Here is a 24,278-nt window from a genome sequence, read left to right as displayed (position 1 = left end):
AGGAGAGATTATGAAAAAACCTCTTATTGTCCTTACCGGTCCCACTGCAGTTGGAAAAACCAGGCTGTCTATTTCTCTGGCAAAAGCCATTGGCGGCGAGATCATATCTGCAGATTCCATGCAGGTTTATAAATATATGGATATTGGCTCTGCGAAGATCATGCCAGAAGAAATGCAGGGAGTTCCCCATTACCTGGTGGATGAGCTGATGCCAGAGGAAGAATTTCACATTGTACGTTTCCAACAGATGGCAAAGGATGCCATGGAAAAGATTTATACCAGGGGACATATTCCCATTCTGGTGGGGGGAACCGGCTTTTATATTCAGGCGGTGACCAGAGACATTGATTTTACCCAGGCCGAGCAGGATGATGGATATCGGGCCGGTCTGGAGGCGCTTGTCCAGGAAAAAGGTGCTGCATATCTTCATCAGATGCTGGCAGAGGTGGATCCCAAAAGCGCCGAAGTGATCCACGAAAACAACACGAAGCGTGTAATCCGCGCACTGGAATTTTATCATCAGAACCATAGCCCTATTTCCGCACACAATGAGGAGCAGCAGGAACGGACCAGCCCCTATAATCTGGCATACTTTGTGCTGAATGCACCACGGGAGCTTTTATATAAACGCATTGATAAGCGGGTGGATGAAATGATGACCAGCGGTCTTGTGGCAGAAGTCCAGAAGCTGAAGGACATGGGCTGTCATAGAGGTATGGTTTCCATGCAAGGCCTTGGATACAAAGAAATCCTGGCCTATCTGGATGGAGAAATGTCGCTGGAAGAGGCTGTGCGGATCTTGAAGCGCGACACCCGGCACTTTGCCAAACGCCAGCTCACCTGGTTCCGCAGAGAGCCGGAAACAGTGTGGGTGAATAAAGATGAGTTCGGGTATAACGAGGATAAAATGCTGGAGTATATGCTGAATGTTTGCCATGAAAAAGGAATAACTGGAGAGTAGTTATTTCAATAATCAGATTTTCCCCAGGGGAATCGCCCGCCTTTGAAAATAACAAAAAATGGAGGAATACCGTCAGACAGACGGAAAGAATTATTATGAAAGAATTATACGAGCAGCTGGGAATTTCTTCCCAGGTTTACGATTTTTGCCATGAAATAGAGGAATCCTTAAAGGAGCGTTTTGAAAAGTTTGACAAAACAGCAGAATATAACCAGATGAAGGTGCTTCTGGCTATGCAGAAAAACCGTGTCAGCGAGGAGTGTTTCGGTTCTTCTTCCGGTTACGGCTACAACGATTACGGTCGTGATACTCTGGAAAAAGTTTATGCGGATACATTCCACACAGAAGCATGTCTGGTGCGTCCGCAGATTGCGTGTGGAACGCATGCCCTGGCCATTGCTCTTTTTGGAAACCTGCGTCCAGGCGACGAAATGCTGGCACCAGCCGGAAAGCCATATGATACTCTTGAAGAGGTGATCGGTATCCGTCCATCCAAGGGCTCCCTGGCAGAATACGGAGTAACTTATCGTCAAGTGGATCTTCTTGAGGATGGAACTTTCGATTATGAAAATATCCGCAAAGCAATCAATGAGAAAACAAAACTGGTTGAGATTCAGCGTTCCAAAGGCTATATGACACGCCCCTCTTTCTCAGTAAAGCAGATTGGCGAGCTGATCGCATTTGTAAAGAGCATTAAGCCTGATGTGATCTGTATGGTAGACAATTGCTACGGCGAATTTGTTGACACGATTGAGCCCAGTGATGTTGGTGCAGATATGGTGGTTGGTTCTTTGATCAAAAACCCGGGCGGCGGACTTGCTCCAATTGGCGGTTACATTGCGGGAACCAAAGAGTGCGTGGAAAATGCTTCTTACCGTATGACCTGTCCGGGACTTGGTGCTGAGGTGGGAGCTTCACTTGGCGTAAACCGCTCCTTCTATCAGGGATTTTTCCTTGCACCGATGGTGACCAAGGGTGCGTTAAAGGGCGCTGTTTTTGCAGCCAATATTTATGAAAAGCTTGGATTTGACGTGGTTCCAAATTCCACAGAGCCAAGGCAGGATATTATTCAGGCAGTGACTTTAAAAAGTCCGGAGCGTCTGATCGCGTTCTGTAAGGGGATTCAGGCTGCTGCCCCGGTTGACAGTTATGTTGATCCGGAGCCATGGGATATGCCAGGTTATGACAGCCAGGTCATTATGGCGGCTGGCGCATTTGTACAGGGCTCTTCTATTGAGCTTTCCGCAGATGGACCTGTGAAAGAGCCATATGCCGTATATTTCCAGGGAGGACTCACCTGGGAGCATGCAAAACTTGGTGTTATGATGTCCTTGCAGAAACTTGTGGAGCAGGATTTGGTAAAATTACCGTGAAATCATGAAAAACATGAATTTTCGTGCAACGCCAGGCGTATAACTGTGAAGCGCTGAACCGTTACCATAAGTTCTTTCAAACAGATGTAAAAAACGGGAGTTTATATGGAGAAAAAACGTGTTATCGTTACAGGCGGCGGGGCGTCCGGGTTGATGGCTGCCATTGCAGCTGCAGAAAACGGGGCCGCTGTAACCATATTGGAACAAAATGAAAAACCAGGCAAAAAGATCTGCGCTACAGGAAACGGCAAATGTAATTTTACCAATATCCAGGTGCCGTCTGATGCATATCGAAGCGAAAATCCAGGCTTTGAACAGGCAGTTCTGAACCAGTTTCCGGTAGAAGACACGGTGAAATTTTTTACCCGGCTTGGAATTTATCCTGTAAATAAAAACGGCGGCTATCTCTATCCTCACAGCGGACAGGCAGCAAGCGTTGCCGAGGTATTGTGTATGGAAGCACGGAATCTTGGGGTAAAGATCAAGACCAACCAAAAAGTACAACGTGTTTTTAAGGAACAGGATATCTGGAAGGTTCAGGTAGAAGGCTGGATATACGAGGGTGAGGCTGTTATTCTTGCCAATGGTTCCAAAGCTTCTGCAATTTCCGGTTCAGATGGCAGCGGTTATGAGCTTGCCGCAGCACTGGGGCACAGGCTTATAGAGCCTCTCCCAGCTTTAACTGCCCTGAAATGCAGGAATACAGGCTTTTCCGGCTGGGCAGGTGTTCGAACAGAAGGCAGAATTACGCTGCTTGTGGATGGGGAAAAAGTCACAGAGGAAACAGGAGAACTACAGCTTACTGATTATGGCGTATCTGGAATTCCGGTGTTTCAGGTCAGCCGATACGGAATCCGTGCACTGAAACAGGGAAAAAATGTGACTCTGATTTTAAATTTTCTGCCAGAATTTTCCCGGGAACAGTTAAAAGCTTTTCTGAAAATACGAAAGGAAAACTGCCCCTATAAAGGAAAAAAAGACTTTTTGACCGGACTTTTCCCGGATAAGCTTGCAAAAGTGCTTTTGTCAGCAAATGATCTGGAAGAAGCAATCAGCAGCTATCCGCTTAAAGTGACTGGTTATCAGTCTTTTGAACAGGCACAGGTGTGCTCAGGCGGCGTTGATACTACGCAGGTTAACGCCCGGACCTTGGAATCCACACGAAATTCAGGCCTATATTTCGCAGGAGAACTATTGGACATTGATGGGAAATGTGGCGGTTACAATCTGCAGTGGGCCTGGTCCAGCGGTTATGTTGCAGGAGTGAATGCCAGCAAAATGTCAGAGCGTGTTTGAAAAAGGAGAATAACATGATTCGAATTACCCAGCTGAAACTTTCAATCAATCATACCCCGGAAGAGTTAAGCCAAAAGATCCGTAAGGAGCTTCGTCTGAAAAATGAAGGCTTCACTTACGAAATAGTGAAGCAGTCACTGGATTGCCGGCATAAAGAGGATAAGAAATTTGTTTATACAGTAGACGTGTCTTTGCAGGATATAAATCAGGAAAACAAGATCTTACGAAAGGTTCATGATAATAACATTATGTCAACCAAGAAAAAGGAATACATATTTCCATCTCCTGGTGAAGAGGAACTGAAATATCCGCCAGTCATTGTAGGAAGCGGACCTGCCGGAATTTTTTGTGCCTGGTATCTGGCAAGGGCAGGTTATCGGCCTCTTGTTCTGGAACGGGGAGAGGAAGCGCATATCCGTCAGAAGACTGTCGAGAATTTCTGGAAAAATGGCATACTGGATCCGGATTCCAATGTGCAGTTTGGTGAAGGTGGGGCTGGTACTTTTTCCGACGGAAAACTAAATACTCTGGTAAAGGACCCTTCAGGAAGAAATCATGAAGTACTGAAGCGTTTCGTGCAGGCGGGTGCACCGTCAGAAATTATCTATCAGCAGAAACCACATCTTGGTACAGACGTGCTGGTTGGTGTGGTGGAGACTCTTCGCCATGAAATTGAGGAAATGGGCGGGGAATTCCAGTTCCGTTCCAAAGTGACAGATCTTTTTTTTGAAAACAGTCAGTTAAAAGAAATTGAGATAAATGGGGAAAAAAGGATTCCTGCCCAGGTATGTGTGCTGGCAGTTGGACACAGCGCAAGAGATTCTTTTTCCATGTTTGAGAAAAAAGGAATCTATATGGAACCAAAATCTTTTGCAGTAGGTGTACGTATGGAACATCCACAGTCCATGATCAATCTGGCTCTTTATGGGGAAGAGGAAAACGAGAAACTTGGAGCAGCTGCTTATAAAGTCACTCACACATGTGAAAATGGCCGTGGTGTTTATTCCTTTTGCATGTGTCCGGGAGGTTATGTGGTGAACGCTTCTTCGGAACCGGAGATGCTTGCTGTAAATGGTATGAGCTATCAGGCCAGGGACAGCCGCAATGCAAACAGTGCGCTGATCGTATCGGTGACTCCGGCTGATTTTCCAGAAGAGGGTCCACTGGGCGGTGTAGCATTCCAGCGCAGTCTGGAACGCGCAGCGTGGAAAGCTGGAAATGGTAAGGTTCCGGCACAGTTGTTTGAAGATTATCAGAATCATAAGCCAAGTACAAGACTTAAAGATGTAGAACCTTGTATTAAGGGTGACTGTGTTCCAGGTGATGTGCGCAGTATTTTTCCAAAAGAGATCGGTGATTCCATAGAAGAGGGTGTTCTTGCCTTTGGAAAAAAAATCAAAGGCTTTGACCGTCCTGATGCAGTGTTGTCCGGCGTGGAAAGCAGAACATCATCTCCGGTGCGTATTGTCCGTGATAAGGATTCCCTGGAAGCAAACTATGAGGGGATTTACCCATGTGGGGAAGGCGCTGGATATGCAGGCGGGATTACTTCTGCTGCTATGGATGGCATAAAAGTAGCGGAAGCTGTTTCTAAAAAGTTTAGAAATTTTTAGGAGAGAGTGTACATCTCTCCTTTTTTATGCTAAAATGAGTCTGCATTGTGAAACACAATGCGGGGAAAACTGTCTTTGTGTCTCGGGGAATAAGAAGAATCTGCTTATTATGGCATGAAGAACAGTCCCATTACTGTTCATTGGCAAAGCTGCGCGAAGTATGCTTTGGGTATGGTGTGAGCAGTATCCTGTCAGTCCTGGAGAACTGCAGGTGAAAGATATGAATGAAATGAAACAGACCATCAGAGAACTGCCGGAGTCGTCACGTCCTTATGAGAAATGTCTGCAGTGGGGACCATCCGTGCTCAGCGACAGCGAGCTTCTGGCAGTGATCCTGAGAAGCGGTGTACAAGGCTGCAATTCTCTTGTACTCGCCAATCAAATCTTAAGTCTTACGAAAGATACCTCCTATCCGGGACTTCTGGGACTTTTACATATGTCCATTCCGGATCTGATGAAGGTGAACGGAATCGGGAAAGTCAAGGCCGTCCAGCTGAAATGTATCGGGGAGCTTTCCAAGCGGATGGCGTCTGCTGTTGCCAGACCAAGACTTTCTTTTAACGAACCCATCACGATAGCAAAATACTATATGGAACGTCTCCGGCACGAAGAGCAGGAAGTATTGATCGTTATGTTGCTGGATGGAAAAAACCATTTTCTTGGTGAGCAGATGCTTTCCCGGGGAACCGTGAATTCAACTCTGATCACTCCAAGGGAGGTTTTTATGGAAGCATTGAAGTTTCACGCTGTAAGTGTGATCCTGGTTCATAACCATCCAAGCGGAGATCCTACGCCCAGTGAATGTGATAAGAAAATTACAGAGCGTATTTACCGGTCTGGGGAGATTCTTGGGGTGAAGCTTCTGGATCACGTTGTGATCGGTGACCAGAGATACATTAGCTTTAAAGAACAGGGAATGATGCCGGAGGAATGATCCGCCGGAAGTGCTGACGCCGTCTGTAAACCAGTGGCGGGTATTTGTTTTTGCAGGGCATAGTAAGGATGAAGGGACAGATATATGCTGTTTGAAAAAACATATGGAATAGACCTTGGAAGCAGTTCCGTCAAGGTCTATTCCATGATTCGAAATAAAAGCTACATTGAGAAGAACATGATTGCGGCCAAGGGCCGCAAAATCATAGCCGTGGGCAACGAAGCGTATGAAATGTTTGAGAAAGCACCCTCTGATATTTCCGTAAGTTCGCCGATGGCTTTTGGTATGATAGCCAATCTGGAACTGCAGGAAATTGTACTTTACAGTATGATGAAAAAAATTGATAAAATTCTGGGAATAGGCTCTGTCATGTACTTTGCAGTTCCTCTGGACATGACTGCTATTGAAAAAAGAGCTTATTATCAGGTGGCGAATGGACATTGGCTGCGGAAGAACAGGGTTTACATGGTAGAGGCTCCTATTGCAGATGCCATAGCTATGGGTGTGGATCTGGAGAACAATGCAGGAAGCATGATCGTAAATATTGGTGCCCAGAGTACGAATTTTTCCATTATTACGGGAGGCCGTATTATCATAAACAAGAAGATTCCAATTGGCGGACGTCAGATGAATGAGGCCGTGTGCAGCGAAGTACGCAAGCGTTATAATCTTCAGATCGGTACCCGTACCGGGAAGCGGCTGAAGCTGGTAATGGGACGGCTTGCAGACCAGCATAAGCAGGCACGTAAGGTTGTAGGAATTGACAGTGTTTCCGGTCTTCCAAGGGAAGAGGTTATTTCTGCCTATGTAGTCAATGCGGGAATCATGAACTGTGTCAATGAGATCGGTGCCCAGATGAAGGTTTTTCTGGAACGTATCCCGCCGCAGATATCCTACCACATTGCGAAAGAAGGCATTTTCCTTACCGGAGGGAGCACCAGAATCCCTCATATAGATACATATCTGGCAAGTTACACAGGCTATTCTTTTAACCTGTCAGATCTTTACGAAACTTCAGCTGTAAAAGGTCTGGAGAAGATCATCCACGACAGAGAACTTCGTAAATGGGCTCAGCCCATCACACAAAGAAAATTATAGTAACTGTGAAGGTACTGAACAGTTATAAATCATAAATTTTTAGGGGTGCCATTTTATGAAAAACCTTAAGAAAAAATTTCGATTTCGCATAAATCTGAAAAGTAAACATTTGCTGGCGATTATGACACTTTTCTGTCTGAGCTGTATTGTGGCTACATTTGCTTCAGGTATTTCCACAGCTCCTTTGCAGGAAACAGCGGGAATTGTCATAGTCCCTTTTGAAAAAAGCATTGAAAAGATCGGCAGTATGGTCCGTTCTATTAGGGACAGTTTCAAGGACAAACAGGATCTGCTTTTTGAAAATGAAGAGCTGAAGGCAGAACTGGACAGTCTGACTACACAGAATAACAAACTGATCCAGGATCAGGGGGAATATCAGAGACTGAAAGAACTTTACAATCTGGATCAGACCTATGAGGACTATCCGAAGGTGGCTGCGACTATCATTTCCAAAGATCCTGGAAACTGGTACGATACCTTTATGATCAACAAAGGTTCTGATGATGGGATAAGGGTCGATAATAATGTGATCGCAGGCAAGGGGCTTGTTGGAATTGTCACAGAAGTTGGTTCCTCCTGGGCTACTGTCCGCTCCATTATTGATGACAGCAGCAGCGTAAGTGCAATGACTGTAAGCACTTCTGATAACTGTATTGTAAACGGAGACCTGGAACTGATTGATGAAGGAAAGCTTCGCTTTGAGCAGCTTTATGATCAGGAGAACAAGGTGACTGTCGGGGAACGTATTGTTACTTCCAATATCAGTGAGAAATTTGTAGAAGGATTGTTTATCGGATATGTAAGCGAAGTGCAGGTAGACAGCAATAATCTGACTAAGACAGGAACCATTGTAACACCTGTGGATTTCCTTCATTTGAAAGATGTATTTGTTATTACTGTGAATAAGCAGGATCTGGTAGACGGAACTGCGCAGGTGGAAGGCAATTCTGACAGCGGCAGTTCTGACAGTACTTCTGGCGACAGCAGTCAGGAGAGTAGCGGCAGTACTGACAGCAGTGCGGCAGACGGACAGGAGGGCGCAGATGAAGGGTAAGATTGTCTATTTTCTTACGATCGTAATATGTTTTCTTCTGCAGTGTACGGTTATGGATCTGATTTCTATTGGCTCTGTAACTCCTAATCTGATGCTGGTTTTCTGTGTATCCATGGGGCTTATGCGCGGGCGCAAAAGCGGCCTTTGGGCAGGATTTTTTTCAGGGCTTTTTGTGGATCTGTTCTTTGGATCAGTATTTGGATTTTATGCTTTGATCTATATGTATATTGGTTATTTAAGTGGATATGCGCACAGGATTTATTACGATGATGATGTGAAGGTTCCTATGTTTCTGACTGCAGTTGCAGATCTTTTATATAATCTGTCTGTTTATGGGCTGCAGTTCCTTTTAAGAGGCAGACTGGGACTTGGGACTTATCTGTACAGGATCATTATCCCGGAAATGTTTTACACGGTATTTATTACCTTGATTGTATACCGGATTTTCCGTTACATAAACTATCACTACATGAACATAACCAGGAAAGAAAGTGAGTCAATTTGGGTACTAAAATAAAACGAATTTTCAAGAAAATCAGTTTAAAACGAACAACAGTCCTGATCTTGGTATTTGTGATAATGTCAGTTGTTCTGGTGCGTAGATTATTTGATCTGCAGATTATTCAGGGAGAGGATTACATCAGCAAATTCCAGGCCAGGACAACCAAAGAGCGTGTGCTCAAGAGCACCCGCGGAAATATTCTGGACAGAAACGGAGATATTCTTGCATCTAATGTGCTATCCTATTCTCTGACGCTGGAAGATAATGGAACTTACACTTCTACAAGGGAGAAGAATCTTACATTAAATGGTGTAGCCTATCAGGTACTTCAGATCCTTCACAGCAACGGAGATGATATTACCCATTCCTTCCATATTGTGGTAGATAAGAATGGAGAGTATGCTTTTGATGTTGTTGAGGGCTTTACCCTGAATCGCTTCCGTGCCGATATTTATGGACAGGCATTGATCGATGATCTGAAAGATGAACAGAAGACGGCGACTGCGGATCAGATGATGGAGTTTCTCACTGGTTCCGAGAAATTTTCTATTGTTCTTAGCGGTGATCGTGCTTATACAGAGGACGAGCTGATCTCCCATGGTCTGCCTCTTACTTTGACCAAGCAGGAAATGCTTGATATTGCAACTATCCGCTACGAACTGAATACCAACAGTTTTAAGAAATACATGCAGGTTACCATTGCTACCAATGTCAGTGAAAAGTCGGTAGCTGCGATCATGGAGAATAAGACCGGACTGCAGGGAATTGATGTGGTTGAGGATTCCATCCGCCTGTATATTGATGATGAAAGCATGGCACCAATCCTTGGCTATACTGGTAAGGCTTCCTCCGAGGAGCTGACAGAGCTTCGGAAACAGAATCCGGATTATTCCAATGATGCGATCGTAGGTAAAGCAGGAATTGAGCAGTATATGGAACTTACCCTTCAGGGAACAGACGGTAAGGAGACGGTTTCTGTTGATAACCTTGGAAAGGTTCTAAAAATTGACGAGGACACCAAAGTAGAGCCGGTTGCAGGAGATGATGTGCAGCTTACTATTGAAACTGACTGGCAATCGGCAATCTATCAGATCCTCAAACAGCGTGTGGCTGGTGTTCTTCTGACGAAAATTGATGCGGCAAAGACTTTTGATTACACGTATGTCACAGATGCCAGTCAGATCCGTATTCCTATTTATGATGTATACAATGCCCTGATTTCCAACAGTGTGATTGATATCACCAAATTCAGCAATGAGGATGCCTCTGACATAGAAAAAAATTTATATGCCAAATTTCAACAAAAGCAGCAGAGAGTTTTTGATACAATAAGCACGAAGCTGAATGGCTCAAACCCGCCAGCCTATAAGGATGAAGATGAAGAAACACAGGAATATCTGTCTTACATCTGTAATGACCTTCTTAGAGACACGCTTGGAATTATTTCCAAAGATGCCATCGATACATCAGATGCTACTTACAAAGCATGGACAACAGATGAAACCATCAGCCTGAAGGATTACCTGACTTATGCCACAAGCCAGGGCTGGATCGACATCAGCAGCTTTTCACCGGAAGGAGAGTATCTGGATTCTGAGGAAATTTATCAGGCACTGACAGAATATATTATTGACTATCTCAGTACGGATACTGGATTTTCCAAGCTCCTTTACAAATATATGCTGCAGGAAGATACAATTTCCGGACAGGAAATCTGCCTGGTGCTTTATGAGCAGGGAGTCCTTGACAAAAATGATGATGATTATGAGAATCTGGCTTCCGGAGCAATGGGAGCTTATGATTTTATGATCAATAAGATATACACTCTGGAGATAGAGCCTGCACAGCTGGCATTAATGCCATGCTCAGCGTCCGCTGTAGTTGTAGATGTAAAGACTGGAGATGTGGTTGCACTTGTTTCCTATCCCGGATATGACAATAATCGTCTGACCAATGATATGGATACAGATTATTACGCAAAGCTGGCACTTGACCAGTCCAGTCCGTTCTTCAATAAAGCGACCCAGCAAACCACTGCACCAGGTTCCACACTGAAGCTTCTTTCAACAATTGCAGGAATGGAAGAAGGAATTATTGACGAAGGTACATATATTGAATGTACCGGAACTTTTGACTATGTAGATCCGCCTATTAATTGCTGGTATAAGAATGGTCATGGAAGTCTGGATATCCGTACTGCAATCGAGCAGTCCTGTAACTATTTCTTTAACATGATCGGTTTTCAGCTAGGAAAAGTTGGGGATAATGAGTTCTCCGAGGTGCAGAGTCTGAATAAGCTTCAGGAATATGCCTCTTTGATCGGTCTGGACCGGAAGACTGGAATCGAGCTTTCAGAGGCAACTCCGAAGGTTTCCGATGCCAAAGCAGTTCCATCTTATATGGGACAGGGAAATAACCTGTTTACCACATCAGAACTGGCTCGTTATGCTACTGTTATGGCTACTTCCGGAAATGTATTTAAACTGACCCTTCTGGACAAAGTAATGAACCCGAAGGGAGAAGTGATCCAGGAGTATGAGCCGGAAATTGAGGATGTGGTAAATATATCTTCAAATATCTGGGATGTGATCCATGATGGTATGCGTCGTGTGATCCAGACTCATTCCCAGTTTGATGGTCTTGGAGTAGAAGTGGCAGGTAAAACCGGTACAGCAGAGCTGGATCTTCGTCATCCAAACCATGGTCTGTTTATCGGTTATGCGCCGGCCTCTGATCCGGAGTATGCAGTGGCAATCCGTATTGCCAATGGTTACAGCTCCGGTAATGCATGTCTGATTGCTAATGATATTTTTAAATATATGTACAATCTTGCAGATAAAGATTCTATTCTCACAGGTATTGCTTCTACAGATACCAGTGATACATCGAATGACTAAAAACGATTTTGCTGCTGTTCATAGTCTGATCAGCAGTACTGGATATGCCTGCCGGGAGTGTTCCGGCAGGCATATCCATAAGAGAAATACCAGGATTTTGGAACATTTTGTTTAGGAGGAATCAGAAGAAATGGGTGAAGTCATTGTCATTACATCCGGAAAAGGCGGTGTAGGAAAAACCACTACAGTTGCCAATATAGGAACTGGTCTGGCTATGATGGGAAAGAAAACCGTGGTTGTGGATACGGATATTGGTCTTCGTAATCTGGATGTTGTGCTTGGGTTGGAGAACCGGATCGTGTATAATCTGGTAGATGTGGTGAATGGAAGCTGCCGTCTGAAACAGGCTCTGATCAAAGACAAGCGCCATCCGGAGCTCTATCTGCTGCCATCTGCGCAAACCAAGGATAAAACTGCCGTATCACCGGAACAGATGATCAAACTGACGGATGATCTGCGAGAAGAGTTTGATTATATATTGCTGGATTGTCCGGCTGGAATTGAGCAGGGATTTAAGAATGCCATTGCAGGTGCAGATAAAGCTCTTGTAGTGACGACACCGGAGGTATCTGCAATTCGCGATGCGGATCGTATCATTGGGCTTTTGGAAGCAAATGATCTGCGGGATATCCATCTGATCATCAACCGTCTTCGTCCTGACATGATCGCCAGGGGAGATATGATGTCTGTGGATGATGTGACAGAGATTCTGGCTGTAGATCTGATTGGAACTCTTTTAGATGACGAACAGATTGTGATAGCAACCAATCAGGGTGAGCCTCTTTCTGGTAAAAATTCTCAGGCGGAGGAGGAATACCAAAATATTTGCAAACGGCTTATGGGAGAGGAAGTTCCCTTTGCAGAACTCAGACAGAAGAAAGGTATGTTTTCAAGACTGTTTAAAAGACATTGATATTCAGGTAATAATTAGTTACGCAAAATAGCATGTTGGTTGTTTGTAATAATGTTATGTCAACTAATGCTCTGGAATGGAGGGATTTTGCATGAAGACCTTTTTAAATGAAAGAAGGCGTTCAGCAGGATATGCTCGCGACAGGATGAAACTTCTTCTTATCTCAGAACGCATAGAATGCTCTCCACAGATGATGAAAATGTTAAAAAGTGACCTGGTACATACAGTAAAGAAGTATGTGACCATAGAGGAAACTAAAGTGAAAATACAGATATCACAGGAACCGCCTGTTTTAATGGCGTATATTCCTGTGTTGACGAAAAAGGACAGATAAATTTATGATTAAACAGTATAAGCTACGTTTTTACAATTTTAAACTAGTGATCCTTCTGACTGCGATCAGTCTGTTTGGAGTGCAGCTGGTAGCAAGTGCGTCTCCAGATCTTCGAAACAAACAGCTTTTGGGCGTTGTGATGGGGCTTGTGTTGCTGGTGATCTTATCGTTAATGGATTATTCCTGGATATTGAATTTCCAGTGGATCATGTATGGTTTTAATCTGCTTATGCTTATTGGTGTACGATTGTTCGGAAGTGAGGCAGGAGGTGCGTCCAGATGGCTGGATATCGGTGGTTTCCGTTTTCAGCCTACCGAGCTTTCCAAGGTTATTATTATTCTGTTTTTTGCCAAGTTTTTTATGGATCATGAAGATGATATCAATACTTTCAGGGTGTTGGCAGAATCAGTGCTCCTTCTGGCTGTTCCATTGGCTCTTATTTATGCACAGCCGGATATGAAAAATACCATTACGGTAACCATTATTTTCTGTATTCTGCTGTATATAGCAGGACTGAGTTACAAGATCATCGGAGGTGCGATTCTGATCGCGGTTCCCCTTTTGATCATATTTTTGTCCATTGTTGTACAGCCGGATCAGACCCTGATCAAGGATTATCAGAGAACGCGTATTATGTCTTTCCTTTACCCGGAAAACGAGGAATACCAGGAGGATATTGAACAGCAGAATAACTCGAAGACGGCGATTGCCTCCGGAGAACTGGTTGGAAAAAAACTTACCGGGGATGACCAGGTTTCTTCTGTAAATGCTGGAAACTTTGTTGCAGAGAACCAGACTGACTTTATCTTCGCGGTTGCCGGAGAGGAGTATGGATTTATAGGATGTACAACTTTGGTCGTATTATTGCTGTTGATTTCAGTTGAATGTATCAGGATGAGCCTTAGGGCAAAGGATCTGGCCGGGAAGATTATCTGCTGCGGAATTGGAAGTGTCGTAGCTATACAGAGTTTTTTAAATATCTGCGTTGCTACTGGACTGGCACCTAATACTGGTACGCCTCTTCCTTTTGTAAGTTATGGTCTGACTTCCCTGGTCAGCTTGTTTATTGGTATGGGGCTTGTGATGAATGTAGGTCTGCAGAGCAGTACTTATAATAAAGAACTTAAGAGAAAAGAAATTGATAAGAAAGAGGAATATTTATGACAGCCGCAAAAAAGAAGAACTCAAGACGTAAACAGGCAAGATTTCGAAGTTCCAGAAGAAAGAGGATCAGAAATACTGTTCTTTTGCTGTTGCTTTTGGTTGTACTTGGCGGTACTGGGATCGGTGCAATTTATGTTCTCCGAAATGGAACTGTTTTTGATAAGCTGGAGGAGGCATATGTAGCTTCCAGAGAGTTTTCTGGTGGAATTACAGACTTAGACAGCCTGAGAGCTGATGGTTTTGCCAAGAATCTGTGTGTGGTCGTATCAGATGTTCCGATGGATGGTGTTTCCCTTGGGGAAAACCAGAAAGGACTTCTTCTGGATCTGGATGACAGAAAGGTGCTTTATTCCAAGCAGGCACTTCAAAAGGTATATCCAGCAAGTATCACCAAGATCATGACAGCTATGCTGGCACTGAAATATGGAAATATGGATGATGTAGTAACCATTACACAGGAGAATCTGAATCTGGAGGAGGGTTCACAGGTTTGCGGCTTTTGGGCAGGTGACCAGGTGACTCTTGATCAGCTTCTTCATTGTCTGTTGGTTTATTCGGGTAATGATGCAGCAGCGGCTATTGCAGAGCATGTGGGTGGTTCTACAGAGGGGTTTGTGGAGATGATGAACAGTTATGCCAGGGAACTTGGCTGTACCGGAACTCATTTTACCAATCCTCATGGTCTGCAGGACGAAAACCATTATACCACTCCCTATGATATCTATCTGATGCTAAAGGAAGCTTTGAATTATCCGGAGTTTACTCAGATCACACAGTCCGGATCTTATACCGTAGAATATACTCATGCGGACGGAAGCAGTGCAAGTACCACATTACTTGCCACAGACCATTATCTCACAGGAGAAGCTACCCCTCCTAAGAATGTGACTATTCTAGGTGGAAAGACAGGTACTACGGACAATGCAGGCAACTGTCTGGCGTTGCTGAGCCAGAATGCTTATGGAAAGCCGTACATTTCCATTGTAATGGGTGCCTCCACAAAAGACGAGCTTTATGAGCAGATGTCGTCCCTTTTGCAGAATATAAACTAGTCAGTCTGTTTATGAATCGTAGCCACAATTGAGAAAAATAGACAGAAATATTAAAAAAACTCTTGAAAATTTAGAAAAATTATACTATAATATGAAACATATTAAACAAGGTTTTGGTAAAAATTTAATATCATATTGTCTAAGGAGGAAAACATCATGGTTGAACTGATCGTAGGAAAGAAAGGCAAAGGCAAAACAAAAGTGCTCTTAGACAGAGTAAACGGTGCGGTGAAAGAAGCCAACGGAAGCATTGTTTACCTTGACAAGAGTACCAAACATATGTATGAGCTTAACAATAAGGTACGTCTTATCGACGTCTCCTCTTATCCATTGAAGAATGCAGATGAATTCGTAGGTTTCATCTGTGGTATTATTTCTCAGGATCATGATCTTGAGCAGATTTATCTGGACAGTTTCCTCAAGGTTTCCAAGTTGGAAGACGCTGATGTTACAGATACACTTGATCAGCTGGACAAGATCGGTGAGAAATATGGAATTTCAATAGTTGTAAGTATTTCGCTTGACAAAGAAGAGATTCCGGAAGCATTACAGGATAAGATTGCAGTAGCATTATAATCTCGGATAATATGATATTGCAGCTATAAATTCAGTAAAACCAAATTAGAGGTACATAAGGACATGACTCGACTGTGGGTCATGTCCTTTTTTGAGCTGCGCCTTAGAGCGTGTTTGAAAAATCATTCCTACAATCTGCACGCTCCACTTTGAGGGAGATTTTGCAGAAAGTTTTGAATTGATTTACAATAATAATATTATGTGAATTAAATGCGGTGATTACAACAATTGTACGTGTGAAGCAGATGTTAATCTTCACGCAGCTTTACAGCAGTGGCTGCCTGACGCCGTCTGGAATCGTCTAAGGCTGCATAATGCTTCTTGGTAGTATTCACGTCCTTATGGCCTAAAACGTCCGCTACAAGGTAAATATCGCCTGTTTCCTGGTAGAGGGCGGTGCCGTAGGTACTGCGGAGTTTATGAGGGGTGATTTTCTTGGTGGTGGTAACCTGGCGGGCATATTTTTTGACCAGGTTTTCAACGGCCTGGACACCAATTCGTTTGCGCTGGGTAGAGTAGAAGAGAGCGTGTTCGTGGCCTTCTACAGGAATAATGTTCTTGCGTACTTCCAGGTAGTTTTTCAGAGCTTTTTCTACTTCAGGACCGAAATATACAACCATTTCATTTCCACCTTTTCGAGTAACCTTGATTCCATTGTTTTTGAAATCTACGTCTTCTATGTCAAGACCTACACATTCAGAAACACGAACACCTGTTCCGAGCAGAAGAGTAACGAGAGCGAGGTCACGGTCTTTGTTTTTTTCATAATATACCTTTTTCTGACCGGTAAGGTCGTCCCCGCCGTGCTCAATATAATCCAGCAGCAAGGCAACTTCATCAGCTTCCAGGCGAATGATACTTTTCTGATGAATCTTTGGAACGTCCACAAGGACGGTAGGATTTGTGTGAATCATTTCACGTTTAAAATAATATGCATAAAAACTTCGCAATGAGGACATTTTTCGCTTCAGACCACGTTCGCCATTGGTTTCCGTTTTATCCCCGGCCTGGTAAACTTTCAGATATTCTTCATATTCTTCAAGATCAACAGCTGTGATCTGATCCAGGACATCCACTGTAAAGGCATCTATAGACCAGTCCCTGAAGGCTGGATTTTGTTCCAGAAGAAACTGGAAGAAAATGCGGATGTCATATGCATAGGAAATTCTGGTTTTAGTTGTGGTACGAGGTTCAATGGCACGAAAGAAATCCCTGCAAAATGGCGGCAAGGTTTTCAGAACATCACGAAGCCGCAAGGTATTTTCAACATCAGTCTGTTCGTGGTAGGTGACTTTTTTATCCATGAAAAATTCTCCTTTAGCAAGTAATAATGATACCAATCTATATGAAAAACTCGGGTTTGTCGTATAGATCTAGATGAGGGGTATAACGCCGAATCAGCCGCTTCTTCTGGCTGTTTTCGGCGTTTTTCAGAATTACATTAAATGTTAAAATATAATTGATGGTTCGACTGCATTCATTATGCAGTTACAGACGATTCTGAACATCTGGAGCACCGGTTTCAATAAAGCTTGGCCGTTTTCGTTACAATTGCTGTTAATTTTACATGATCGATTCGTCCAGCATCACTGTAAACGGTCCATCGTTCTCCAGTGAAATTTTCATATCAGCGCCAAAAATACCATGCTGAACAACTGGAACAACTTTTGCAGCTTCCTTTAGCATGTATTCATAAAGTTCATTTGCCTGTTCTGGCGCACCGGCTTCAATAAAGCTTGGCCGGTTTCCTTTTTTGCAGTTGGCATATAACGTGAATTGCGAAACCATCAAAAGCTCCCCATTTACATCTGCCAGGGAAAGGTTTGTTTTGCCATTTTCATCTTCAAAAATTCGAAGTCCTAGCATTTTTTTCATATATTTGTCTGCAATTTCCCTGGTATCATTCTGACCTATGCCGACCAGTACAAGAAAGCCTTTCCCAATATTTCCGATAACTTCACCATCTACTTTTACGCTTGCATGATTTACACGTTGTATTAAAAGCCGCATGTTAATTTCCGTCCTTTTTACTGTTTTGATTCTGTCTGTACTCTTCCATCAATTGTCTGACTTTTTGATAAATTATCACAGAATATTTTTTTATAAGGGTCCAGATTGTAGTCAGAATTTTCTGGATCGTTTTTAACAAAGTAAGGGTAAATTTCAACATTGCAGTGCGTCTGGGCGTCTCCCTTTTCTTCGGCTCTTCTTCCGGGAAAAGAACGGGTTCATGTGTTTCCGGATCCAGACAGTCAATGTTGGTGTATTTTTGCTCCTCATTTGGAACCTGCTTATAAATCAGGCTGATATGGACTAGTCTGCCAAGTGCTGCGTAAAGTACTGCAAAAACAGGAACGCCAATAATCATACCTGGGATTCCAAAGATTCCACCGCCAATAAGGATGGCGACAATGACCAGAAAACTGGAAAGTCCTGTGGAATCACCAAGAATCTTCGGTCCAAGAATATTGCCGTCAAATTGCTGGAGAACAAGAATAAAAATTGCAAAATAAATAGCCTGCAGCGGATCCACCAACAAGATGAGAAAAATACTTGGGATTGCTCCGAGGTAAGGTCCAAAAAATGGAATTACGTTGGTTACACCAATGATAACACTGATCAAAAGTATATATGGCATATTCAAAAAGTTCATACCAATATAGCACAATACGCCAATGATGGCGGAATCCAAAATCTTACCACTGAAAAATCCGATAAAGGTTTTATTGGTAAAACGCATGGAATGGATGATAAAATTCGCATGCTGGGTATTAAAAATTGCGTAGGTGAGCATTTTTGCCTTGGCAATGAAGCCCTCTTTATCTGCCATCAGGTACAGGGAAACGATAGCTCCGATGAGGAAATTCTTCAGAAAATTAATTAATTCAAACACACCCGCGGAAATATTTTTTAGCATTTCCTGCATCTGCGGAAGGATATTCGTGGTCAGGTAGTCCTGAGCTGTGGTGATGGACTGATTCAAAGTGTCCAGTGCATCACTGTTCAGATTCCATTTCTCAATGAAAGATTGCAACCATTTCTGAATAACCTTCACATAGGCTGGAAAACTGTAGATCAGACCCATAATACTTCGGATCAGTTCCGGCAGAATCATCATAATAAGGGCATAAATAAGAGCAAGGAAGAGAAACATACATAAAATTACGCATGCCCACCGAATTGCCTTGCGTCCCTTCTTTCCTACTGATACTTCTTTCCTGGCAAGAAGCGGATAAATAATTTTTTTCTCCAGAAAATTTAATACAGGGGTCAGTAAAAAGGCGATCACGACCCCATAAACAATAGGTGTGAGAATCCCCAGAAATGTCTGAATTCCTGTAATCAGTGTCTTCATATGGAAAACACCATAATAAAAGAGCATACTGGCTGCGATTACAAGGAAAGAAGTTACTCCCCAGCGAACATGTTGATTGTCCCAGCGTAATTTCATATTCTAATATCGTCCTCCTGAAACATGAATGCAAAATATGTGTTACTGTCTGCTGTTTGCACAGTAACCAATAAGTGTCTGTACTGTTATTTATTTAACAGCGATTGCTATCTATTATAACACAGTTTTGTCTCAATGTCTCATTAAAAAAATATAAAGTGGCGATGGCGTTTGAAAACAGGAACCGAAAACAGGAATTGAGATGCAACAAATTACAAAAGGAGCTCTCTTTCGAGAACTCCTTATTTTCACATGATTCTGTATATTATTTCTTAAGGTCATCAAAAATATGTATGGTATTGATAATCGCCTGGGCAGCACCTTCGATACCAAGCACACTGCTGTCAACGCTTAAGCTGTAGCCCGCTGCTGCACCCCATTTCTTATTGGTGTAGTAATTATAGTAACTTGCACGGCTCTTATCTGTTTTGGTGATCATATCTTTGGCTTCTTTAGGTGTCTTATTGTATTTGCCTGCAATACGCTTGATCCTCCAGTCCAGATCAGCATGAACAAAAACACTGAAACAGTCTTTATTATCTGCAAGAGCATAATCTGCACAGCGCCCTACCATAACACAGGGGCCTTCTGCAGCTAATTTCTTGATGGCTTCGAACTGTGCCAGGAAAACCTTGTGGTTCATAGGCATGTCTGTAAATCCAGCAGAAGAATATCCAAAAGAATAAGTATCCATTACAAGAGAATACAGAAAGCTGTTAGTTGGCCTCTCATCATGATTCTCAAATAATTCCTTGCAAATACCGCTGTCGTTTGCAGCATGCTCCAGAAGTTCTTTGTCGTAACACTTGATTCCAAAATATCTGGCTACTTCCTGACCAATCTGCCTGCCGGCGCTTCCATATTCACGTCCGATGGTAATAATTGAACTTGTTGTATTGTTCATATCTGCCACTCCCTTCTGCAATTCCTTTGTTACTGTTCACTTCGTGACTGGTAATTCATAGGAATTTTGTAAGATTATTATACACTACATCAGGGTAAACTGACAACTATTTTCTTAATTTTTCTAACAAATTGAGAAAATATTCTGGCAAAGGTGCGGAAAATTCCATATACTCTCCTGTTCTTGGGTGAACAAAGCCCAAAACCATGGCATGAAGAGTCTGTCCCTGGAGATGATAAGGATTTTTGCCTGAGCCATAGATCTCATCGCCAAGAAGAGGATGTCCAAGGCTGGTCATATGTACACGGATCTGATGGGTACGACCGGTTTCAAGGCGGCACTCGATATAAGTCGCATTCCCGAAACGTTCCAGGACTTTATAATGGGTGACAGCGTCTTTTCCATTTTTGTAGTTGATCGCCATTTTTTTCCGGTCAATTGGGTGACGGCCGATCGGGCCTTCTACAGTACCTTCATCTTCCTTAAGATTACCTGCCACAATAGCCCGGTAACGCCGCTTGATGGTATGCGCTTTCAGTTGCTGGGCCAGATCACGGTGAGCCGTGTCATTCTTACATACAAGAAGAGCTCCTGTAGTGTCCTTATCAATACGGTGGACGATTCCAGGACGCATAACCCCGTTAATACCGGACAGATTGCCCTGACAGTGGTACATAATAGCATTTACCAAAGTTCCGCTGGTGTGGCCATTTGCAGGATGGACTACCATTCCTTTGGGCTTATTTATCACCAGTACATCATCATCTTCGTATAAAATGTCCAAAGGGATATTTTCCGGAAGAATATCCGGTTCAGTCAGATCAGGCAGGGTTGTCTGAACCAGATCCCCTGCCTGTATTTTGTAGTTTGCTTTTACTGCTTTCCCATTGACGGTAACACCTTGTTCTTTCAGAAGCTTCTGAAGATAAGAACGGGAAAGTTCCTCATATTTATCGGAAAGACAGCGGTCTATGCGCACTCCTGCTTCATTTTCGGTTGCTGTAAATTCCAATTGCTCCATGTATCAGTAAAACTCCTCTCTCAATTACGCGGTATATGAAAAATCAGACAAATCAATTTACCTGGCAGATCTGTTCCCCGGTTTCAGAAAGTCAAAATCATTTTCTTCTTTATAACGGAAAAACATAAGAAATACCATCACTGTGATCCCACAGGTCACGTAAATATCTGCCACATTAAACGTGGGAAAATCAATCAGGGAAAAATAAATAAAATCTACCACATATCCACGGAAAACACGGTCTATAAAATTCCCCATTGCTCCAGCGAACACAATTGCCGCTGTATAAAGCAGTGGTCTATAATAAACAGTTGCAGGTGCTTTTATAAAAAGATATATAATAGCCACAAAAAACACAATACAGGTAAGCACCAGAAAAAGAATCTTATTCTGGAGAAGGCCAAATGCCATGCCTCTGTTTTCAAGGTAACGAAGGTTTAACACATTATCAATAAGAGAAATCCCGGAGGTTCCTTTCAGATACCTGATTGCAAGATACTTTGTTCCCTGATCCAGAAGAACCAGAAAAAGGATAAGCAGAATTCCTTTTAATTTAGGTGCTTTTAGTGGAAGATCATTGTAGTCTGAAGCTGTTTTATTTTCCATGATTGATTACCTGCAGATGGCGTGAATTCCCACAAGAAGCTCCTGATCCGAAACTGTCTTGTCTATAAAACTCTTTCCAAGACCATCTATAAGAATAAATTTAATCTGTCCCTGTTCCATTTTTTTGTCCTTTTTGGTAGCTGCAAGAATGTCCATGGGAGAAAGTCCTTCCACATACAAAGGCAGGTCGTAAAGCTTAAGGCTATGGCAGATCTGTTCATATTCAGCATTTGTGAGGAGACCTCTTTCCCTGGAAATGGCAGCTGCGGCAACCAGTCCGATTCCCACACACTGACCATGGAGAAGGTTAAAGTTCATCAGCTTTTCGACTGCATGTCCTATGGTGTGGCCAAGATTAAGAAGAGCACGCTCTCCCTGTTCCTTGGGATCTCGCTCTACAACCCCGGCTTTGATGGCACAGCATTTTCGGATCATAACGGCAAGCATTTCTGGATCCATAGTGCGGATAATCTTGTAATTTGCGCATACAAAGTCGAAAAAGTCTTTATCGCAAATTAGTCCGGTCTTTAGAATTTCACCCATTCCACAGCCAAATTCGCGCTTAGGGAGGGATTGCAAGGTGGCCATGTTCATATAAACCAGGCGGGGCTGATGAAAAGCGCCTACCATATTTTTAAACTGTCTGAAATCAACGCCAGTCTTACCGCCTACGCTGCTGTCCACCTGCGCCAGAAGCGTGGTAGGAATCTGGATAAAATCAATTCCACGAAGATAGGCTGCGGCACCGAAGCCGGATAAGTCTCCTGTTACTCCGCCTCCAAGAGCAACCACCAGACTTTTGCGGTCAAGCCCATTCTCAATAAGGCACTGGAAAAGATCCTGTACGGTATCAAGATTCTTGTATGCTTCTCCGGCGGGGAAAGTGAACTGGCATACATGATCGGTTACTTTCAAAAGCTCTGCTTTCACCTGGTCTGCATAGAGAGGTGCTACTGTGGAATCTGAAACAATACACATGCTTTTCCCTGCAAGACCTTCGTCTGTCAAGGCCTGTGAAAGAAAAGAAAAGTCATTTTCAAAATAAATGGGATAACAGAACTCCCCGTCACGTTTTACAAGTAATTTTTCTTCTGCCATAGTTAAATCCTCTCCAAATGTATTATTGTTTATACGTATTTTCGAATGCGGACACCAAGGCGTCCTTTCTTTGTCTGTCTGGATACACCATCATAGATAAAGCGTCCTTTGCCGCGAACGGAAATAATATCGCCTTCTTTTGGCTCATATCCATTGGAGGTGATCAGTTTGCCGTTTACAAACACAAGACCGCTTTCAATAAAAGAAACCATGCTGCTTCTGGACGTCTGAAAAGCCAGCCCGATGAGAGCATCCAGCCTTACAGAAGCGCAGGTACCATTTATCATTTCAAATTCAGGTTCCGGAATCTCTTCTGCCTGTTCTACTCTGGAAACCAGAACGGTAGTATGTTTTACCCGAATAAGATTTTCAATAAAAAAGTCAGACATTTTATGAAGGCAGAAAAACCAGGCTTCTTTATCCTTGATGAGGATATCACCGACTACACTGCGGTCAACTCCAAGATTCAGGAGCGCTCCAAGATAATCTCTATGTCCAAGCTCCTCAGAAAAACGAAGAGCCTTGGGCTCTATTTTCAGGCAGTCAATAGGATAATCCCAGGAAAAACCAAGGCCTCCGGGGAAAAAGCTGCCATCTGCCGTTCTGCATGCTCATAGCCACCGAAAAGCTTTACCTCTACGCCTATCTGATGAAGCTTAAGGGAAACAAGCATATTTTGTTCGTTTAAGTTAAGAAAATCCGTAAAGGTGACAATATCTCTCTGGTAAGAGAGATTTGCCAGCTCCCGGATTCTCTTAAGTAAAAATTCATCCTTATCCATAAAAATCAATAACCAGCTCTTACAGAAGGTGTAGCGCCGCCAAGAATATTCTGAAGATCACCAGTGATATCTACAGAAGAGGGACCAAGTACGAAGATGTAGCTGGAAATCTTCTGAAGGGAACCATTCAGGGAATAACATGCGCCAGATGCAAAATCAATAATACGCTGTGCAAGTTCTACATCAATACCCTCCAGATTCAGAATTACAGTTGCATTGTCAAGAAGTGTGTCTGCAATTTCCCGGGTGTCCTCCATGGAAGCAGGTTTGATCACACAAACCTCCATAGAAGAAGCCTGATTCGCACGACGGCTGCTTCTCATCGGAGTGATTTTGGAAGAAGCTACAGGGCGCTGCTTCTCAGCTGGCTGTTTCGCAGGAGCCTTGGCAGCAGTCTTTTGTGTTGCTGTATGTACAGGTTCTTCGTCAAAGGAAGTATCTGCGTCAGCCAAATCATCCTCTTTCTTACGACCGAATTTCTCGAAGAATTTCTTCTTAGGCTTGTCATCCATGGGATCGTCATCAAAGAAATCCCCCTCTTCGTCATCCATCAGATCCTCATCTAAATAATTATCTTCATCATAATCGTCATCATTCAGTTTAATAGAATCTAATAATTTATCAAAAACGCTCATTTTCAATCTCCAAT

At 43.2% G+C, this 24,278-nt stretch carries 25 protein-coding genes; 14 read left to right on the top strand and 11 right to left on the bottom strand.

Going from position 1 to position 24,278, the window contains the following annotated elements; translation table 11 throughout:
- The first annotated feature begins 10 nt into the window (after positions 1 to 10).
- The 14 genes from miaA (at position 11) to LIZ66_RS14050 (ending at position 15,768) form a co-directional block, all read left to right on the top strand.
- On the top strand, positions 11 to 961 hold the full coding sequence (miaA, locus tag LIZ66_RS14115) for a tRNA (adenosine(37)-N6)-dimethylallyltransferase MiaA (RefSeq protein ID WP_173718919.1): 951 nt from the start codon (positions 11 to 13) through the stop codon (positions 959 to 961).
- Between the two features lie 95 nt (positions 962 to 1,056).
- Positions 1,057 to 2,334 (top strand): methionine gamma-lyase family protein, encoded by a 1,278-nt coding sequence (locus LIZ66_RS14110; protein ID WP_173718920.1) that lies wholly within the window; start codon positions 1,057 to 1,059, stop codon positions 2,332 to 2,334.
- Positions 2,335 to 2,439: 105 nt separating this feature from the next.
- Positions 2,440 to 3,630: a BaiN/RdsA family NAD(P)/FAD-dependent oxidoreductase gene (locus LIZ66_RS14105; protein ID WP_173718921.1), complete on the top strand. Its 1,191-nt coding sequence runs from the start codon at positions 2,440 to 2,442 to the stop codon at positions 3,628 to 3,630.
- A gap of 14 nt (positions 3,631 to 3,644) precedes the next feature.
- Entirely contained in the window at positions 3,645 to 5,243 is a 1,599-nt protein-coding gene (locus tag LIZ66_RS14100; RefSeq protein ID WP_173718922.1) for an NAD(P)/FAD-dependent oxidoreductase, read from the top strand.
- Positions 5,244 to 5,472: 229 nt separating this feature from the next.
- Positions 5,473 to 6,177, top strand: coding sequence for a RadC family protein (gene radC / locus LIZ66_RS14095; protein ID WP_148463028.1), 705 nt, complete (start codon positions 5,473 to 5,475; stop codon positions 6,175 to 6,177).
- Positions 6,178 to 6,261: 84 nt separating this feature from the next.
- Positions 6,262 to 7,275: a rod shape-determining protein gene (locus tag LIZ66_RS14090; RefSeq protein ID WP_148463010.1), complete on the top strand. Its 1,014-nt coding sequence runs from the start codon at positions 6,262 to 6,264 to the stop codon at positions 7,273 to 7,275.
- A gap of 55 nt (positions 7,276 to 7,330) precedes the next feature.
- Positions 7,331 to 8,329: a rod shape-determining protein MreC gene (gene mreC, locus LIZ66_RS14085; protein WP_148463011.1), complete on the top strand. Its 999-nt coding sequence runs from the start codon at positions 7,331 to 7,333 to the stop codon at positions 8,327 to 8,329.
- Positions 8,319 to 8,846 (top strand): rod shape-determining protein MreD, encoded by a 528-nt coding sequence (mreD, locus tag LIZ66_RS14080; RefSeq protein ID WP_148463012.1) that lies wholly within the window; start codon positions 8,319 to 8,321, stop codon positions 8,844 to 8,846. The genes mreC and mreD overlap by 11 nt, the downstream gene beginning before the upstream one ends.
- A gap of 56 nt (positions 8,847 to 8,902) precedes the next feature.
- On the top strand, positions 8,903 to 11,728 hold the full coding sequence (locus LIZ66_RS14075; protein ID WP_308768428.1) for a penicillin-binding transpeptidase domain-containing protein: 2,826 nt from the start codon (positions 8,903 to 8,905) through the stop codon (positions 11,726 to 11,728).
- 130 nt (positions 11,729 to 11,858) lie between these two features.
- Entirely contained in the window at positions 11,859 to 12,641 is a 783-nt protein-coding gene (minD, locus tag LIZ66_RS14070; RefSeq protein ID WP_148463014.1) for a septum site-determining protein MinD, read from the top strand.
- A gap of 91 nt (positions 12,642 to 12,732) precedes the next feature.
- A complete protein-coding gene (minE, locus tag LIZ66_RS14065) occupies positions 12,733 to 12,975 on the top strand; it encodes a cell division topological specificity factor MinE (RefSeq protein ID WP_118580224.1) in 243 nt (80 codons plus the stop codon).
- 4 nt (positions 12,976 to 12,979) lie between these two features.
- Complete coding sequence (locus LIZ66_RS14060; RefSeq protein ID WP_148463016.1) at positions 12,980 to 14,140, top strand: FtsW/RodA/SpoVE family cell cycle protein; 1,161 nt, start codon at positions 12,980 to 12,982, stop codon at positions 14,138 to 14,140.
- Positions 14,137 to 15,192 carry a D-alanyl-D-alanine carboxypeptidase family protein gene (locus tag LIZ66_RS14055; RefSeq protein WP_227200939.1) on the top strand — a complete coding sequence of 352 codons (1,056 nt, stop codon included), beginning with the start codon at positions 14,137 to 14,139 and terminating at the stop codon, positions 15,190 to 15,192. The genes LIZ66_RS14060 and LIZ66_RS14055 overlap by 4 nt, the downstream gene beginning before the upstream one ends.
- 156 nt (positions 15,193 to 15,348) lie before the next feature.
- Positions 15,349 to 15,768 (top strand): twitching motility protein PilT, encoded by a 420-nt coding sequence (locus tag LIZ66_RS14050; RefSeq protein WP_118580215.1) that lies wholly within the window; start codon positions 15,349 to 15,351, stop codon positions 15,766 to 15,768.
- Between the two features lie 45 nt (positions 15,769 to 15,813).
- Here LIZ66_RS14050 and LIZ66_RS20105 read toward each other — a convergent pair whose 3' ends face one another.
- The 11 genes from LIZ66_RS20105 to LIZ66_RS14005 form a co-directional block, all read right to left on the bottom strand.
- Positions 15,814 to 15,951 carry a DUF6783 domain-containing protein gene (locus LIZ66_RS20105; protein WP_368357286.1) on the bottom strand — a complete coding sequence of 46 codons (138 nt, stop codon included), beginning with the start codon at positions 15,949 to 15,951 and terminating at the stop codon, positions 15,814 to 15,816.
- A gap of 65 nt (positions 15,952 to 16,016) precedes the next feature.
- On the bottom strand, positions 16,017 to 17,072 hold the full coding sequence (locus LIZ66_RS14045) for a tyrosine-type recombinase/integrase (protein WP_227200940.1): 1,056 nt from the start codon (positions 17,070 to 17,072) through the stop codon (positions 16,017 to 16,019).
- Positions 17,073 to 17,331: 259 nt separating this feature from the next.
- The gene (gene dtd / locus LIZ66_RS14040) at positions 17,332 to 17,778 is read right to left on the bottom strand and encodes a D-aminoacyl-tRNA deacylase (protein WP_148463019.1); all 447 of its coding nucleotides are present in this window, start codon (positions 17,776 to 17,778) and stop codon (positions 17,332 to 17,334) included.
- Position 17,779: 1 nt separating this feature from the next.
- Positions 17,780 to 19,219 carry an AI-2E family transporter gene (locus LIZ66_RS14035; protein WP_227200941.1) on the bottom strand — a complete coding sequence of 480 codons (1,440 nt, stop codon included), beginning with the start codon at positions 19,217 to 19,219 and terminating at the stop codon, positions 17,780 to 17,782.
- A gap of 265 nt (positions 19,220 to 19,484) precedes the next feature.
- Entirely contained in the window at positions 19,485 to 20,123 is a 639-nt protein-coding gene (locus LIZ66_RS14030) for a cytidylate kinase-like family protein (protein ID WP_118580203.1), read from the bottom strand.
- A 106-nt stretch (positions 20,124 to 20,229) separates the two neighbouring features.
- The gene (locus LIZ66_RS14025; protein WP_118580200.1) at positions 20,230 to 21,144 is read right to left on the bottom strand and encodes an RluA family pseudouridine synthase; all 915 of its coding nucleotides are present in this window, start codon (positions 21,142 to 21,144) and stop codon (positions 20,230 to 20,232) included.
- A 57-nt stretch (positions 21,145 to 21,201) separates the two neighbouring features.
- Complete coding sequence (lspA, locus tag LIZ66_RS14020; protein ID WP_226854541.1) at positions 21,202 to 21,750, bottom strand: signal peptidase II; 549 nt, start codon at positions 21,748 to 21,750, stop codon at positions 21,202 to 21,204.
- Positions 21,751 to 21,756: 6 nt separating this feature from the next.
- A complete protein-coding gene (gene aroB / locus LIZ66_RS14015; protein ID WP_227200942.1) occupies positions 21,757 to 22,848 on the bottom strand; it encodes a 3-dehydroquinate synthase in 1,092 nt (363 codons plus the stop codon).
- 29 nt (positions 22,849 to 22,877) lie between these two features.
- On the bottom strand, positions 22,878 to 23,381 hold the full coding sequence (locus tag LIZ66_RS14010; RefSeq protein WP_330663613.1) for a YlmH/Sll1252 family protein: 504 nt from the start codon (positions 23,379 to 23,381) through the stop codon (positions 22,878 to 22,880).
- A gap of 2 nt (positions 23,382 to 23,383) precedes the next feature.
- A complete protein-coding gene (locus LIZ66_RS18805) occupies positions 23,384 to 23,629 on the bottom strand; it encodes a hypothetical protein (protein WP_330663612.1) in 246 nt (81 codons plus the stop codon).
- A 5-nt stretch (positions 23,630 to 23,634) separates the two neighbouring features.
- Positions 23,635 to 24,264 (bottom strand): cell division protein SepF, encoded by a 630-nt coding sequence (locus LIZ66_RS14005; protein WP_177969000.1) that lies wholly within the window; start codon positions 24,262 to 24,264, stop codon positions 23,635 to 23,637.
- Positions 24,265 to 24,278 lie beyond the last annotated feature (14 nt).

The sequence above is a fragment of the Blautia faecis genome, from assembly GCF_020554845.1.
Lineage (GTDB): Bacteria > Bacillota > Clostridia > Lachnospirales > Lachnospiraceae > Blautia_A > Blautia_A faecis.
This window is presented reverse-complemented; position numbering and strand designations above follow the sequence as displayed.